Origin of the sequence: Shouchella oshimensis, assembly GCF_002019765.1 — a bacterium.
Lineage (GTDB): Bacteria > Bacillota > Bacilli > Bacillales > Bacillaceae_D > Shouchella > Shouchella oshimensis.
Genome location: NZ_KV917380.1, coordinates 2,492,349 through 2,505,955, shown reverse-complemented (window position 1 = coordinate 2,505,955; position 13,607 = coordinate 2,492,349). Strand labels below are relative to the sequence as shown.

The following is a 13,607-nucleotide window of genomic DNA, read 5'->3' as shown; positions in this document are numbered from 1 at the left end:
CCACTGTTTTGAAACTGTGGGGAAGGAAGTCTAATTGAAAAAAAAAGGAACGAACGACCAAAAAAACGTGAACAACCATACATGTCCAATGTTATCTCAGGACATGTACGCGTCCACGTTCTCAATACGTGTAGTAAGAGAAGTATCTCGTTTTATGAAAATAATTTTTTGTAAAGACTGTAGCCTTCATCATCTAGTCGATCCTTCGGAATAAACCGAAGTGCCGCTGAATTGATACAATAACGAAGCCCATTAGGACCAGGGCCATCTGGAAAAACATGACCAAGGTGAGAATCAGCCTCTTTACTACGAACCTCAGTCCGTACCATAAAATGGCTTCGGTCTTCTTTTTCCAGAATCTCTTCTTCTTCAATTGGTTTTGTAAAGCTTGGCCATCCGCACCCTGCGTCGTATTTATCATTTGAAGAAAATAATGGCTTACCAGAGACAATATCAACATAAATGCCATCTTCTTCGTGATCATAAAAGTCATTTTTAAACGGTGGCTCTGTTCCATTCTCTTGTGTAACGTGATATTGCATAGGCGTTAGCTTCTTTTTTAACTCTTCGTTTGAATGGTTTGTCATGATGATTCTCCTTTCCAATGTCGGTCAATAAAGTCTGCTCTTCCAGAACCTTTTCGATAAAGTTGGTAATGAAATGCATTCTTCTGATAGTAATCTTGGTGATACTCTTCAGCAGGGTAGAATGGTTTGGCTGGTAGTATGAGTGTTGCAATGGGTTTTGAAAATTTTCCACTGGTACTTAAGTCTTGCTTTGATTGTTCAGCCATCATTTTTTGCTCTTCGCTATGATAAAAAATCGCTGTTCGATATGAGTCGCCGCGATCGTGGAATTGTCCACCTGGATCTGTTGGATCAATTTGTTGCCAAAACAAAGAAAGAATGGTCTCGTACGAAATTAGAGCAGGATCAAAGGTTATTTGAACAGCTTCAAAATGTCCAGTCGTTTCGCTACAAACTTCTTTGTAAGTGGGATTTTCTGTATGACCGCCAGTATAACCAGAAATAACAGACTCCACACCTTCATATTGATCAAATGGTTTGACCATACACCAAAAACAGCCGCCAGCAAACGTTGCTTTCTCTAACTGACTCATGTCCTCACTCCCATTTCTTTAGATAGTGTTAGTGTACCATACCTACTCTTAGTTCAATAAACAAACGGCTTAAACAATAAGTCTTTACCTTCCACAGAATAAGACCAAAAAAGAAGGTGAAAACAAAAATAATAAAGAACTGTAGCGAAAAGAACGGTCTTTTGTCGTTCTTTTTCTCTTTTTGTCAACAAGTTCTGTTTGTAAAATTTGTTATTTAGGAGGATTTTAAAAAGAAAAAAAGAATCAATTGTTGGAATATGTCAAGAAGGAAGAGGGGGTTTTATGTCGATGAGGTAAAAACACGCATCGACGGTACTATGAAAGCGATGATTAAAGAATTACTGAATCAATCGAACGCTCCGCAATGTGTTATTTATGAAGATACAATCATTATGCGAAATGGAGCTTTTAATTCATTAGCTCAACTTCATAATCACAATGGTAATATCCCGTTGTCAACCATTTTAAGTTATCAATCAATGGAACAATGGGTTCTAGAAACAACTCATTCTCCTATCCATTTAACGATTAAGCACGCGGTACTAGACCAAGATTATATGCTCTATACATTTGAGGCGGGTAACAAGACTGAAGACATCCGACTAAGTTTAGTGACAACGGACTATAAGAAGAAATTAAGATGGCTTACAGACGAGAATGGGAAAATCATCGATGGAAGTGCTGTTGGTCGTGAATTTTTAGATATACAAGATTCGATCTGGAGTTTTGTTCCACGAGAGTTAATGAATAAACATGTGAAAAAGCAAGTGATTACATTTTATTACCAGTATACAGAATATGAAGTTCGAATTATTACGTATTATGGCTATATTTTATTTGATGTTATTCAAGCAAAACAACGTGTAGAGCAATTAATTGCGCGCAATGAACTGATTAATATACTAGAGCTATCAAATGAATGCTATCTATTGCATGATGAGATGACCATTCATTATGCAAACAAAGCAGCTCACCTTTATTTAGGAGTAGAGGGAGAAGAGCATATTCTAACTGGTAGACCTTTACGCCATCATATCCAAACAAGGGAACTAAAACTTATTAAGGAATCCATTCGTAATCAACAAGAGGAAATTTTATTTCGGCCAGTTAAATTGATAAACGGCAAAGGCAATCTACTTTATACAATGTGTGCGATCCTCCCTGTTCATATCGAGGGAAAAAAGCTATATATTTCAGTATTAAAACAATCACATCGTTTATCAAAGAAACGAGAAGAAGCAATGAAAGTGGCGTCTCGTTTATCGGCGAGTATGGCACATGAAATTAGAAATCCACTGACCACAATCAAAGGATTTATGCAACTATATAAGGAAATGAAAATAGTACCTGAAAGTCAGCTGACCGTTATTAATAAAGAGCTTGAGCAAATGGAGAAGATTATTAATGATTATGTTTTTCTTGCACAGCAAAAAGGAATGAAACAAAGCGAAACCATTGAAATCAATGATTATGTACAAGCGTTTATGAAAAAAGACGAGATAAAAGCGTTAACCCAAGATAACCCAGTCGCTTTTTCATGCTCAGAAAATTTTTACTTTAACGGCTATAAGGAAGAATTAGATCTACTGTTTTTAAATTTAGTTGAAAATGCTGTTGATGCTAGTGAAAAAACATCAACTATTGAAATACGAGTGACGTCGGAGCAAAGTCAACTTTGTGTTCAAATTATTGATAAAGGCGTAGGTATTTCACCAAATCGTCTTTATTTATTAGGACAGCCGTTTTTTTCATCGAAAGAAAAAGGGACTGGTTTAGGTTTAATGATTTGCCACAAAATTGCTGAACTTCACGGGGGGCGCATGGAAATAAAAACAAAAGCTGGCGCAGGAACAATTGTTCATATTTATCTTCCTCTCAAAATTTCACCAGTTGTTGAAGAAAAAGTGACTAGAATAGAACCTCTGCAAGCTTTAAAGCGAAGTGAAAGCCAAAAAGTAACAAGCATAAGCCAGCAATAACATTTAAGATTGGTAATAGCGACTGACTAAGGAACTGTCCAAAAAAAGAAGCGAGAAACGAGAGGCTAATGTTCCATACAAGTATGCCAGTAAATAAAAAAACGATGTAAACCATAACTGACCCTGATTGCTCAGTCATGAACTCGACTAGAGTGGAACCAAAAATGCCAAACCAAAACATTAAATTAATAGGGTTGAACAAAGCAATGGATAACCCTGTCCAAAAGGAAGCCAAAATAGATGAAGAAAGGCTGCTTGAACGTTGAAGAGCAGTCTTTCGCTTATTAATTGATTCAATTCCAAGGTACATTAAAAGACCAGATCCAAATACATAAAGAATGACTTGTACAGAAGGTATAAAAATAAACTGCGCCATACCAAAATAAATCAGGATCATAAAAAGAAGATCAGCAAGAATGGCGCCAATACCGATAAATAAGGCAGGAAGAAAACCGTGAGAAACGCCTTTTTTGAGAATAGCTAAACAGATCGGGCCAACAGGAACAGCCAACGATAATCCTAGAATAAACGCCGAGAGAAAAGCGGGCATCCAATAACACTCTCCTTACACAACAGACATGCTTTATTCTTATAATAATGTGGGCGTAGACGATTTTAGACATGCTTTATTTGTAAAAAAGTGTCTAGATTCTGTTAGGGCTTCATAAGATGAAAAGGAATGGTAAAGGAGGGGTTCTATATGAAAGCATCACGCTTATTAACGACTGAAGAAATGCGTTCGGATGCTGTACCTACCTGGGTAAACAAAAGTTACGAACAATATAGTCATGTTGTGACGGATCAAACGTTTCCATGTTTCTTTGGACAAAAAGGAGAACGTAAGGGAGAGTTACGCTATTCCTTTTTGTCCCATGCTGATTGGACGTCACTTCCGAGTACATTACGAGCGTTTCAATCATTAATGGCGAAACGCCCGCTTATTCGGCGTGGACTTTTTGTGTTTATTGAGCCTGAAGAACAGGAGCAAACGTTGGATTATTACCGGCGCTATTTTTGGGATATCTTGCAATACTTAAACGATAAAGATGAAAGTGTATGGCCAACTCATACACCGAGTGATCCGAATCATCATTTATGGTCCTTTTGTTTTAATGGTCAATCCATGTTTGCTTTTGCCAATACACCTGCATACAAGCAGCGTATTACACGAGATTTAGGGCAAAGTATGGTTATCGGTTTTCAACCTCGAGAAATTTTTCAAGGTTTAGAAGGGACTGAGCCTAAAGGGCATAATTCTCGAGAAGCTGTTCGGAAAAGGGTAGAGGCGTGGGATCAAATACCAAAACATCCGGATATAAGCCATTATGGTGATGTTGAACATCGGGAATGGAAGCAGTTTTTTATTGGAGATGATTGCGTACCGATTACAGGCGCCTGCCCGTTTCATGCAAAAAATGATTGATTCAAAATAGATTTTTAATCTTCTAACGTGATAAACTAAGCGTACTACTTATAGAAATAGGGGTATCATGAAATTTAGAATTGGCTATCGAACTTTAAAAACGGCAATCGGTGTATTGATTTCACTTTCCATAGCGCAGTTACTTGAATTAAACTTTGCTTCTTCTGCGGCAATCATTACCATTCTTTGTATTTCGGTTACCCGTAGAAACTCCCTTCTAGTGTCATGGGCGCGCTTTATTGCTTGTATCATCGGATTAATTATGAGTTCAGTTCTGTTTGAATTACTCGGGTACACCCCTGTTGCCGCTGCGCTCTTTATTTTACTTTTTATCCCAGTTGTCTTACTCGTAAAAGCAAGCGATGGAATTGTAACGAGTTCCGTTATTGTTATGCACTTATATGTTGTTGGTGAAACATCTATTGGCTTTTATTGGAACGAGCTACAGCTTATTTTTATTGGAATTGGAACAGCGCTTGTAATGAATTTATATATGCCTTCCAAAGATAAACTATTAAGACAGCGGCGTATGGAAGTAGAGGAGTTGCTTAAATCAACGCTGAAGCATCTTTCCATTTATATTCGTGCAGGAGAAAGCAGCTGGGATGGAAATGAACTTCCTCAGTTAGATAAAGTGTTAAAGGAAAGTAAAAAAGTCGCCTTTGTTACGATGCAAAATCATCTCTTGACAGAAGAAAATCACTACTATCATTATTTTTCAATGCGTGAGAAGCAACTTGAAATTATTGAACGGTTAATGCCACATTTAACAAGAATTAATGGATCAGTACCTCAGCAAGAAAAAGTCGCTAATTTCTTAGAAGAGCTGTCACGCGCAGTTAGTCCTACAAATTCAGTCGCGTATTTTCTTTTACAGCTTGAAGAAATGCGCACAGAATTTCGAAACATGCCGCTTCCAAAAACGAGAGAAGAGTTTGAAAGTCGGTCTTCCCTTCTTTTAATTGTGTTTGAATTTGAACAATATTTAAAAACGAAAGATGCGCTTTGGGTGCAAAAATCGGATAAAAAGAGGTCATTGAGCAAACCCTAAATGGAGTTCAACTTCATAGGGGTGACAAATGTGAAATGGTCTTTTTTTCTGTTTACTTTCGTTCTGCTATCAACGTTACTTCCTGATCCGTTTCCAGTGGAGAAAGCAGCGGTTATTGTAAATGTCCAAACAAATGAGATGGCAATAATTGAAGCGAATCGTATAAGCGATGTGTTTCCAGTTGCAAGTGGGAAAAAGGGAGAAGAAACACCTCTTGGTGAATTCACTGTGCTTGTGAAAGCAAAGCAACCTTACTACCGCAAGAAGAATATAGCTGGAGGGGATAAACGAAATCCGCTTGGCAGCAGGTGGATTGGATTTGATGCGAATGGAACGAATGGGCGTACATATGGATTACACGGCACAAATCAACCTCATTCCATAGGTTATCACGCTTCTTTAGGCTGTGTTCGTTTAGAAAATACCTCTGTAGAGTACGTATATGAGAGAGTAGAAATTGGAAGTAAAGTAATTGTAGTGAAAGAAACCAAAAGCTTTGCGGCGTTAGGAAAGCAATATAAGCTGTTAAAGTAATCAGGTATGGATTAACAGGCTACAGGCGGAAATCGCATATGACCCCGCCTGGCTTGTCTACTTTAAAGGTAGAATTAAAACATGCCTAAACCGGCAGCTGCGGTAAACACGCCCCCTAATACGAGTGTTGCAATCATAATATAAATAATTAATCGTTGAAATTTTCGTGGCATAGTCTTCACCCCACTCACACTATTCTACTGTTAGTGTAACTGATTGCCTAGAAAGCAACAAGAGGTGTTTTATGCTTGATATTAAATTAGATCATATTGCATATGTTGTAAAATCCAAAGAAGAGATCGCGCGTTTTTTTTCTCTTTTTGCTGCAACAGAAGGAAAGCAAGAAAGGATACAAGAACAGCAAGTAACGGTTTATCATGTGCAAGTCGGATCCTTTTCCATTGAGTTGCTTTTACCATTTCCAGAGAATCATTCCTTGCAACGATACGTAGCGAGACATCCTTCTCCGTGCTTTCACCATTTAGCACTGCTAAGCTCTGATTTACAAATGCTACAAGACGTGTTAGAACAGAATGGTTATGAATTTATTTATGAAAAGGCGAAGATAGGAAGTAAGGGGAAACGAATTAATTTTATAAAGCCGGCGTGTACAAACGATGTGTTAATTGAATTATGTGAGCACCAAACATGAAAAGTGCAGCAATATTCGTTATGATAAAAGGGATTATAGTTAAATGGAGTGAAGAAAAACAATGACAGAAAGAATCGTGAATGAATTTATTGAATTGGTTAAGGTTAGTTCTGAAACGAAACATGAAGCAGAAATAGCAGTTTTATTAAAAAAGAAATTTTCCGAATTAGGTTTGAAGGTGGAAGAAGATCAAGCACAAGAAAAAACGGGTCATGGTGCAAACAATTTAGTTTGTACATTACCTGGGACAAGCACGAAAGCGATTAAAACCATTTATTTCACATCGCATATGGATACGGTGGTTCCGGGGAAGAACATTCAACCAATCGTTGAAGACGGATACATACGAACAGATGGAACAACCATTCTTGGTGCAGACGATAAGGCTGGTATTGCCGCAATGCTAGAAGCCATTCGAGTCTTAAAAGAGCATGAAGTTGAGCATGGTGACATCCAATTTATTATTACTGTGGGGGAAGAATCAGGTTTGGTTGGGGCAAAAGCGCTTGACCAGAATTTGGTGCGTGCGGTTTATGGTTATGCACTAGATAGCGATGGGGAAGTGGGTGGCATGATAACGGCAGCACCTTCTCAAGCGAAACTTGTAACGAAAGTGTTTGGAAAGACGGCCCACGCAGGTGTTGAGCCGGAAAAAGGCATTTCAGCCATTTCAGTAGCATCAAAAGCTGTCGCGCAGATGCCACTTGGTCGAATTGATAATGAAACAACTGCAAACATTGGTCGATTTGAAGGTGGTTCGCAAACGAATATTGTGTGTGACTATGTTGAAATTACTGCTGAAGCCCGTTCGTTAGAGAAAGCCAAACTTGAAAAGCAAGTGGAGGCAATGAAGCACGCATTTGAAAATGCCGCAAAAGAAATGGGCACATCATGTGAGGTTCACATTAATTATTCCTACCCAGGGTATAAAGAGACAAAGGATGCTGAAGTTGTTCGTATTGCACATGAAGCAATTCAAGCCCTTGGCTTAACACCGTCCATGCGGGCCAGTGGAGGCGGAAGTGATGCAAATGTTATTTCTGGTTTCGGAATTCCGACCATTAATTTATCCGTTGGTTACGAAAAAATCCACACGACAAACGAACGAATTGCTGTTCATTCCCTAGCGAAAATCGCTCAAGTTATTATAGAGATTGTGAAAACAACCGCAAAACACTAATGAAAACAAGCCGTTCACATATGTGGACGGCTTAAATCAAGTAATGGGCTTCATTCGCAAACTCCATGCACTCTAATATCTCTTCTTCCGGTATTCCAGTTGCGAGAGACAAATCGTTTATCGTAGGTGCACAATCATGCTTTACCCGATAATCGTGTAAATAGTGATTGATTTTGCTCATGTTTTCTTCATAATAGTATTTAGATGTTAAGTGTGTGTAAAAAAGCATTCTGACACCTCCAGTTGGTAGGAGGTCTTGCGAATGAATACTCCATTTTACCATTCTTTTAAAGAAAAGTATATAGATTGTCCCAAAAGGATAGATTTGAGAACGATTGGGGAGAAATTCATGTTCGAACTTAAGCATATTAATAAAAGTACAAGCTCTTTACCTGCTAGGCATGCACAAACAAAAAGCAACGGATCAGTGAGTCAGAAGGAACGCTTCCAAGAACAATTAAAGCAACAAAGTCTTAGTAACTTATTTGAAAAGATTGACCATTTAAAGACACAAGGAATGGATTTAGTTAATCAGCGTTCTTATGGAGCTTTGGCATCTTTTCGACGATCATTAGAAGACTGTTTAAAGCATGTATTAAATGATAGTTACCATGTGTCGGTAAGAACAAGTCATCAATTTGGTCAGTTTAAACAGCATCAACTCGTACACGTGGTAAATCAAGAAATGGATCTTTTGACAAAAGAATTATTTGATGAGCAAAAAACGAGTATGGATTTATTAAAAAGGGTAGGAAAGTTAGAGGGCATCTTGCTCGAAATTTATGTATAACGATGAGGAGGATGAAATGGAGCGTTATCTTTTCACGTATAAAACCTACCTTCCTGTTTCCTTAGAAGAGGCATGGGCGTTTTTTTCGGAGCCAGACAATTTAGCGCGTATACAAACTTTCCCGCCTGTACATGTATCACAAGAAGGAGGTTCCATTCTGGTTCGAGTTCCTTACACAGGAGGACGTATTCAGTTTAAAACGACTATTCTTTCAGAGGATGCGCCACATGAGTTTAAAGATAAAATGGAAAATCCGCCGTTTCCTTTTTCGTATTGGGAGCATACTCATCAATTTAGTAAAGGAAAAGACGGAACAATTATGATGGATCACATTTGGTTTTCGTCGGTAGTACCAGCTAGTTTAGCGGTAAAAGGGCTAAAATGGATGTTTAAAAGCCGAGAGAAGCAACTAACGAACTTTTTTAAGTCTTAGTGTTGGTGCATGTATTTGCTAATTAATTTTAAAATGGAACGTCTTGTTAATATTCCTGTAAATGCTTTTTGATCATCGACGACGCATAAAAAAGGATGATTAATCGATAGCGAGAGCGCTTTAGAGAATGTTGCTTCAGGACGGATGCACGGAACATCTTGATTCATACAATCGCCAACGGTTAACGTTGATAACCGATCAAGTTCAAAGTCATGTTCGCCTAATAAAGAATCCAATATTAATGATTTGCTAATCATGCCTCTTAAGTGAAAAGAAGAATCTAAAACGGGAATCGCTGTGTAGCCAGATTTGATCAGAACAAGTAATGCGTGTTGCAAAGGGTTGTTTAATTGGACATGTGCTACCTTGTCGGCAGATATAATTAATGGAGCAATTTCATTGTCTGTTAATAAACGATCTCTTAATGTTTGCATACATGTATCACTTCTTTGTGTTAGATTTTCATGTGCTCCTTATAATCGTAAACGCTCTTTTCGAGTCCGTCAAGATTAGTATCCTCTGAATGAGTGTAAAAATCCTTGGGTACAATAAAAAGAAAAAGGAGCGCGACCTTGCGATATGCACTCAAAACAAACAGTAAAGTATATTTGTGAGCAATACACGTCTGGATCGGTTTATTATTTTAAAATGGAATACATTACCCATGACAAGTGGAGTAATCTTCATTCTATTGAATGGTCTGCCCCAAGACCTATTCGGCGGGAAACATTTCTAAAGAGAAAAAGACAAGGGTACTTGTGCGAAATTCATCAGCGATCATCAGCGAAAGTGGTTCCTTTTCAGAAAAGATGAAAAGAAATTCGTTTAACGTAAATAGAGTGGAAAAAGAAAAAGCGCATTCAATGAAGACGTTACGATGCCGTGAAACGGTACGTTGCTTCATGAATAGCGCTTTTTACTTATCCTTTAGAGGCGACTTTAGTCAATCGATGTGAGAGTATCGTTAACATCAATTTCTCCATAACCATAATAAACATTAAAATCTCCGTCTCCTAACTGATTGGCATGACCTAAAATAAGGTTCCCAATTTCCTCATTTGTTAATGAGGGATTAGTGGAATGCACGAGTGCCGCTAGACCAGCAACATGTGGAGCGGCCATAGAAGTACCAGACAGTAAAATATATTGGTTTTCAAGGTACGTACTTGGGATATGCTCACCAGGTGCCGAAACATCTACATAATCCCCGTAATTCGAGAAAAAAGAGCGGTTTTTATCTTGATTAACAGAAGCAACCGTGATGACCTGTGGATAGGCAGCAGGGTACATTTGATCATCTGTATTTTCATTACCGGAAGCGCTAATCAGTGTAACGCCTTGATCATAGGCATATTCAATGGCATCATACAAAACATCAGAGTGATAATAATCACCTAAACTCATATTAATCACATCAGCTCCATGATCGACCGCCCAATAGATACCTCTAGCGACAGAAAAAGAAGAACCTTCTCCATCCGTATTCAATACTTTAATAGGCATAATTTTACTCTGCCAAGAGACACCGGCAATTCCTTCAACATTGTTTGTTAATGCAGCAGCGATACCAGCAACATGCGTGCCATGTCCATTATCATCAATAGCGTTGGATGTATCATCAATTGCATTGTAGCCCTCCACTAATTTTCCTTGAAGGTCTGGGTGCTCTGGATCGACACCTGAATCGATTATTGCAATTGTCGTATCAGAACCATTGGCATAATTCCAACCCTCTTCAATGTCAATTTGTTCTAAATTCCACTGATAGGGTTTAAAAAATTCATCATTTGGTTCTACTTTCGTTTCTTGAATAACGGCTTTATTTACAAAAGAATAATTGTGCTCAGCAAAGATGACGGCTTCGTCGTTCCTTAGCTTTTGAATATAGGCATCTTCTTCAATGGTTGATTGTAATACAACGTAAGGATGGTTTTCTTTTAGAACAGTATGATCGTTTTTACTGGCCCATTGTTCAACATTTGTATGAGGTGCTAGTTTGACAATGACTTCTTCAGCGACAATAGGGTTATCTTGACTCTTTGTGTGTGAATTAACGTAAATATTCCAATTTAAGCCTGGAACGGTTGTTGCTTGTTGGCCGTCTGGTAAGCTTGTTTGTTGATTGAAATCGACTTGAGCGTTTTCACCAGACATAAAGAGTGTTCCTTCACTATCAGCGATCATAGCATGCTTTGATAAAAAAGATTGAATAAATGCAAGATTGATTTCGCTAATAACGGTGTTGCCAGATGTTAATGCCTTCTTTACCATAATGTAGGATTGATCTTCTTTTTGATAAGGCAGAGAATACTGAATGGCATTATAGGTGGTAGTAAAAACAGGTAGCTCGTCAAGATGTAAAGGAGAGCCTGCTTTTTCAATAACTTGACTTGTCCCATCAACAAGTGCAATTCCTTCAATAAAAGGATGCTGTTCAACTTCTTCTTCTAACTTTCTGTCAAGCTGTTCTCTCGTTGTCCATTCTTCTAAGCTTGTTGTAAACGAATGAAACATCATATTGGTGGTAAGGGCAAGATCTTCTGCTTGTAGGTGGTCAATTGCTTCTTGTGAAACAGAAGCATTTAAACGGTCAGTAGATTGTTGATGGATGGATGCTCGGTGCATGTTTGGTGCTGGCTTAATGATTAACATGCTAATAATAAGCGCACTTACTAGCGCAATGGCCCATTTTTCAGAACGTCGTAACATAATGATTCTCCTTCTTTTAGTGTAGTTGCTTAAATTCTTTTTCGACTTGCGGTGTTATCCATTGAGATGGATAAACAAGGGCAATGTTTGCTGCCGTGAATAGGTTCTTAGACTCCTCTAGTGCTCTATATGTTTCATTCCCTTTAACCCCAACATGTCCAATTGCAATGGGGTATTCATGACGATCGGCGGTCTTAATAAAGGTGAGAAGCTGTTTTTTTACATAAAAGTAAGAGGACATAGAGTCATCAATGAAAAGGGTGCGTTTAAAGCAAGGCACATGATGTTGAGCTGCAATTTCTGGCATCAGTGATTTTGGTGTTGTTCCACTATCAAGCAAATAAAGTCCATTTCGTTGTGCAAACTGAACGATTAGCGTCACAATTCTTTTGTCTTCCATACCTTTTGAACCCATGTGATTATTTATTCCCTTTGCATGAGGAACATGTTCCAATGCTTGTTTCAATCGATGGTTAATGTCGTCATCACTTAAATCAGACGTGATGGCATTTGGTCCTAACCACGATTTTTTACCTACTTTTGGCTCTAGAGGTAAATGAATGATAACTTCTAACCCATGTTCAAATGCTACTTTATCTTGTTTTTGGGCTTGATCTAAAAAAGGCATAATAGCGGCAGTAATAGGGATCTCACCAGTTAAAAAATGTTCTACTCCTTTTACTTCTCCTCCGAAATCATCAATGATGATGGCGACTTGTTTGTCAGACGCTAATACAGGAGTTGCGCTGATAAGAAACGCCATAGTAAGCATGAAACAAGTTGAAAAAAAAGATTTGACCATTTCACTACTCCTTTTTGCTAATAGTTTGGCGCAAAAGCAGGTGCTTTCATGTTAGGAAGTAATAGGAAATTCACAAAAAAAACAACTAGGGTTAAAAACCCGTAGTTGTTTTTGTTATTTTCGAATATTAAAGGCAGCGTTAAGCTGTCCTCGTAGCATCTTTTCTCTAACTTCTTGTTTGCGGATTGCTTTTTGTTCCATACGTCGGATCTCGAATGTTTGCATACCATCTTCCATTTTGTTTGCAATATCAACTAATCGTTCAACGTCTAAAAAAGAATATTTTCGTGTGCCACCTTTGGATCGTTCTGGGAAAAGCAGTTTTCTTTCCTCATAATAACGAATTTTTCTCTCTGTTAAACCAGTTAGTTCACTAACCATCCCTATGGTAATGACCTTTTTATCTTTGTATGACAACCCTCTCCACCTCACAGTTGAGTTTACCCACGATTGTTGTGTAATAATATATCATAGCTAAGGGAATGGTGTGAATAAAATTGTAAGATTTTCTTACATAGTCCATCGATGAATTAATAATTGCCGATTTCAGGGAAAGTGTGTAGACTTAACTATATACAGATTTAGGGGGAAGTATGGTGAGGAAGCATAGATGGTTCATTGGCGTCATAGCAAGCATCTTAATTATTATTCTTGGTTTTGTTATTCAAGTTGAATACGGAGCGGATGAGTCTGAACGTGTCATCGTGGACTATACGCTGAATTTATACAGCGCGCCAGAATGTTATAATGAGGCTGGCTTTACAAATGATATAAGTGAAGCAACGTACGGAGAAGTTGAAGAAAGTGGCGAGTTTTTACCTGAATCTTCATGCACTGCTGTTGCATTCCAAACGTCACGCGGTCCATTATGGTTCGCTTGGTTTATGAGTTAGTATTGTGTGTGTCAAAACAGTACATAAACACAACGGTTAAG

18 protein-coding genes are annotated in these 13,607 nt (G+C 38.2%); 9 read left to right on the top strand and 9 right to left on the bottom strand.

Annotated elements, in window-relative coordinates:
- Positions 1–152: 152 nt before the first annotated feature.
- Positions 153–587 carry a peptide-methionine (R)-S-oxide reductase MsrB gene (msrB, locus tag BK583_RS12510; protein WP_055735990.1) on the bottom strand — a complete coding sequence of 145 codons (435 nt, stop codon included), beginning with the start codon at positions 585–587 and terminating at the stop codon, positions 153–155.
- Entirely contained in the window at positions 584–1,120 is a 537-nt protein-coding gene (gene msrA, locus BK583_RS12505) for a peptide-methionine (S)-S-oxide reductase MsrA (protein WP_038479095.1), read from the bottom strand. Before msrA ends, msrB begins: the two co-directional genes overlap by 4 nt.
- Positions 1,121–1,437: 317 nt before the next feature.
- Here msrA and BK583_RS12500 point away from each other — a divergent pair, with 317 nt between their 5' ends.
- Positions 1,438–3,099: an ATP-binding protein gene (locus BK583_RS12500; RefSeq protein WP_055735989.1), complete on the top strand. Its 1,662-nt coding sequence runs from the start codon at positions 1,438–1,440 to the stop codon at positions 3,097–3,099.
- On the opposite strand, the gene BK583_RS12495 is transcribed toward BK583_RS12500, so the two are convergent.
- Positions 3,029–3,649, bottom strand: a complete 621-nt coding sequence (locus BK583_RS12495) for a LysE family translocator (RefSeq protein WP_055735988.1) — start codon at positions 3,647–3,649, stop codon at positions 3,029–3,031. The two genes, BK583_RS12500 and BK583_RS12495, sit on opposite strands and share 71 nt — an antisense overlap.
- A 150-nt stretch (positions 3,650–3,799) precedes the next feature.
- Between BK583_RS12495 and BK583_RS12490 the strand changes: the two genes are divergently transcribed.
- The 3 genes from BK583_RS12490 to BK583_RS12480 all read left to right on the top strand — a co-directional run bounded on the left by BK583_RS12490 (position 3,800) and on the right by BK583_RS12480 (position 6,107).
- The gene (locus BK583_RS12490; protein ID WP_038479104.1) at positions 3,800–4,522 is read left to right on the top strand and encodes a YqcI/YcgG family protein; all 723 of its coding nucleotides are present in this window, start codon (positions 3,800–3,802) and stop codon (positions 4,520–4,522) included.
- A gap of 67 nt (positions 4,523–4,589) precedes the next feature.
- On the top strand, positions 4,590–5,573 hold the full coding sequence (locus BK583_RS12485; protein ID WP_038479107.1) for an aromatic acid exporter family protein: 984 nt from the start codon (positions 4,590–4,592) through the stop codon (positions 5,571–5,573).
- The gene (locus tag BK583_RS12480; RefSeq protein WP_051667474.1) at positions 5,574–6,107 is read left to right on the top strand and encodes a L,D-transpeptidase; all 534 of its coding nucleotides are present in this window, start codon (positions 5,574–5,576) and stop codon (positions 6,105–6,107) included. It abuts the gene before it with no gap.
- 74 nt (positions 6,108–6,181) lie between these two features.
- Here BK583_RS12480 and prli42 read toward each other — a convergent pair whose 3' ends face one another.
- Positions 6,182–6,280: a stressosome-associated protein Prli42 gene (prli42, locus tag BK583_RS20740; protein WP_152980813.1), complete on the bottom strand. Its 99-nt coding sequence runs from the start codon at positions 6,278–6,280 to the stop codon at positions 6,182–6,184.
- A 71-nt stretch (positions 6,281–6,351) separates the two neighbouring features.
- Here prli42 and BK583_RS12475 point away from each other — a divergent pair, with 71 nt between their 5' ends.
- Positions 6,352–6,759: a VOC family protein gene (locus BK583_RS12475; protein WP_055735987.1), complete on the top strand. Its 408-nt coding sequence runs from the start codon at positions 6,352–6,354 to the stop codon at positions 6,757–6,759.
- A gap of 61 nt (positions 6,760–6,820) precedes the next feature.
- Positions 6,821–7,939 carry a M20/M25/M40 family metallo-hydrolase gene (locus tag BK583_RS12470; RefSeq protein ID WP_038479113.1) on the top strand — a complete coding sequence of 373 codons (1,119 nt, stop codon included), beginning with the start codon at positions 6,821–6,823 and terminating at the stop codon, positions 7,937–7,939.
- 31 nt (positions 7,940–7,970) lie between these two features.
- On the opposite strand, the gene BK583_RS12465 is transcribed toward BK583_RS12470, so the two are convergent.
- Positions 7,971–8,168 carry a hypothetical protein gene (locus tag BK583_RS12465; protein WP_038479116.1) on the bottom strand — a complete coding sequence of 66 codons (198 nt, stop codon included), beginning with the start codon at positions 8,166–8,168 and terminating at the stop codon, positions 7,971–7,973.
- 120 nt (positions 8,169–8,288) lie between these two features.
- Between BK583_RS12465 and BK583_RS12460 the strand changes: the two genes are divergently transcribed.
- Positions 8,289–8,729, top strand: coding sequence for a DUF327 family protein (locus tag BK583_RS12460; protein WP_158318515.1), 441 nt, complete (start codon positions 8,289–8,291; stop codon positions 8,727–8,729).
- A 16-nt stretch (positions 8,730–8,745) separates the two neighbouring features.
- A complete protein-coding gene (locus tag BK583_RS12455) occupies positions 8,746–9,162 on the top strand; it encodes an SRPBCC family protein (RefSeq protein ID WP_055735986.1) in 417 nt (138 codons plus the stop codon).
- On the opposite strand, the gene cbpB is transcribed toward BK583_RS12455, so the two are convergent.
- The 4 genes from cbpB to BK583_RS12430 all read right to left on the bottom strand — a co-directional run bounded on the left by cbpB (position 9,159) and on the right by BK583_RS12430 (position 13,090).
- Positions 9,159–9,596: a cyclic-di-AMP-binding protein CbpB gene (gene cbpB, locus BK583_RS12450; RefSeq protein ID WP_035394123.1), complete on the bottom strand. Its 438-nt coding sequence runs from the start codon at positions 9,594–9,596 to the stop codon at positions 9,159–9,161. The two genes, BK583_RS12455 and cbpB, sit on opposite strands and share 4 nt — an antisense overlap.
- A 505-nt stretch (positions 9,597–10,101) precedes the next feature.
- On the bottom strand, positions 10,102–11,871 hold the full coding sequence (locus BK583_RS12440) for a S8 family peptidase (RefSeq protein WP_055735985.1): 1,770 nt from the start codon (positions 11,869–11,871) through the stop codon (positions 10,102–10,104).
- A gap of 16 nt (positions 11,872–11,887) precedes the next feature.
- Positions 11,888–12,673, bottom strand: a complete 786-nt coding sequence (locus BK583_RS12435; protein WP_055735984.1) for a divergent polysaccharide deacetylase family protein — start codon at positions 12,671–12,673, stop codon at positions 11,888–11,890.
- Positions 12,674–12,787: 114 nt separating this feature from the next.
- A complete protein-coding gene (locus tag BK583_RS12430) occupies positions 12,788–13,090 on the bottom strand; it encodes a MerR family transcriptional regulator (protein ID WP_035394121.1) in 303 nt (100 codons plus the stop codon).
- Between the two features lie 179 nt (positions 13,091–13,269).
- On the opposite strand from BK583_RS12430, the gene BK583_RS12425 reads away from it, so the two are divergent.
- Complete coding sequence (locus tag BK583_RS12425; RefSeq protein ID WP_051667476.1) at positions 13,270–13,566, top strand: hypothetical protein; 297 nt, start codon at positions 13,270–13,272, stop codon at positions 13,564–13,566.
- Positions 13,567–13,607: the final 41 nt, after the last annotated feature.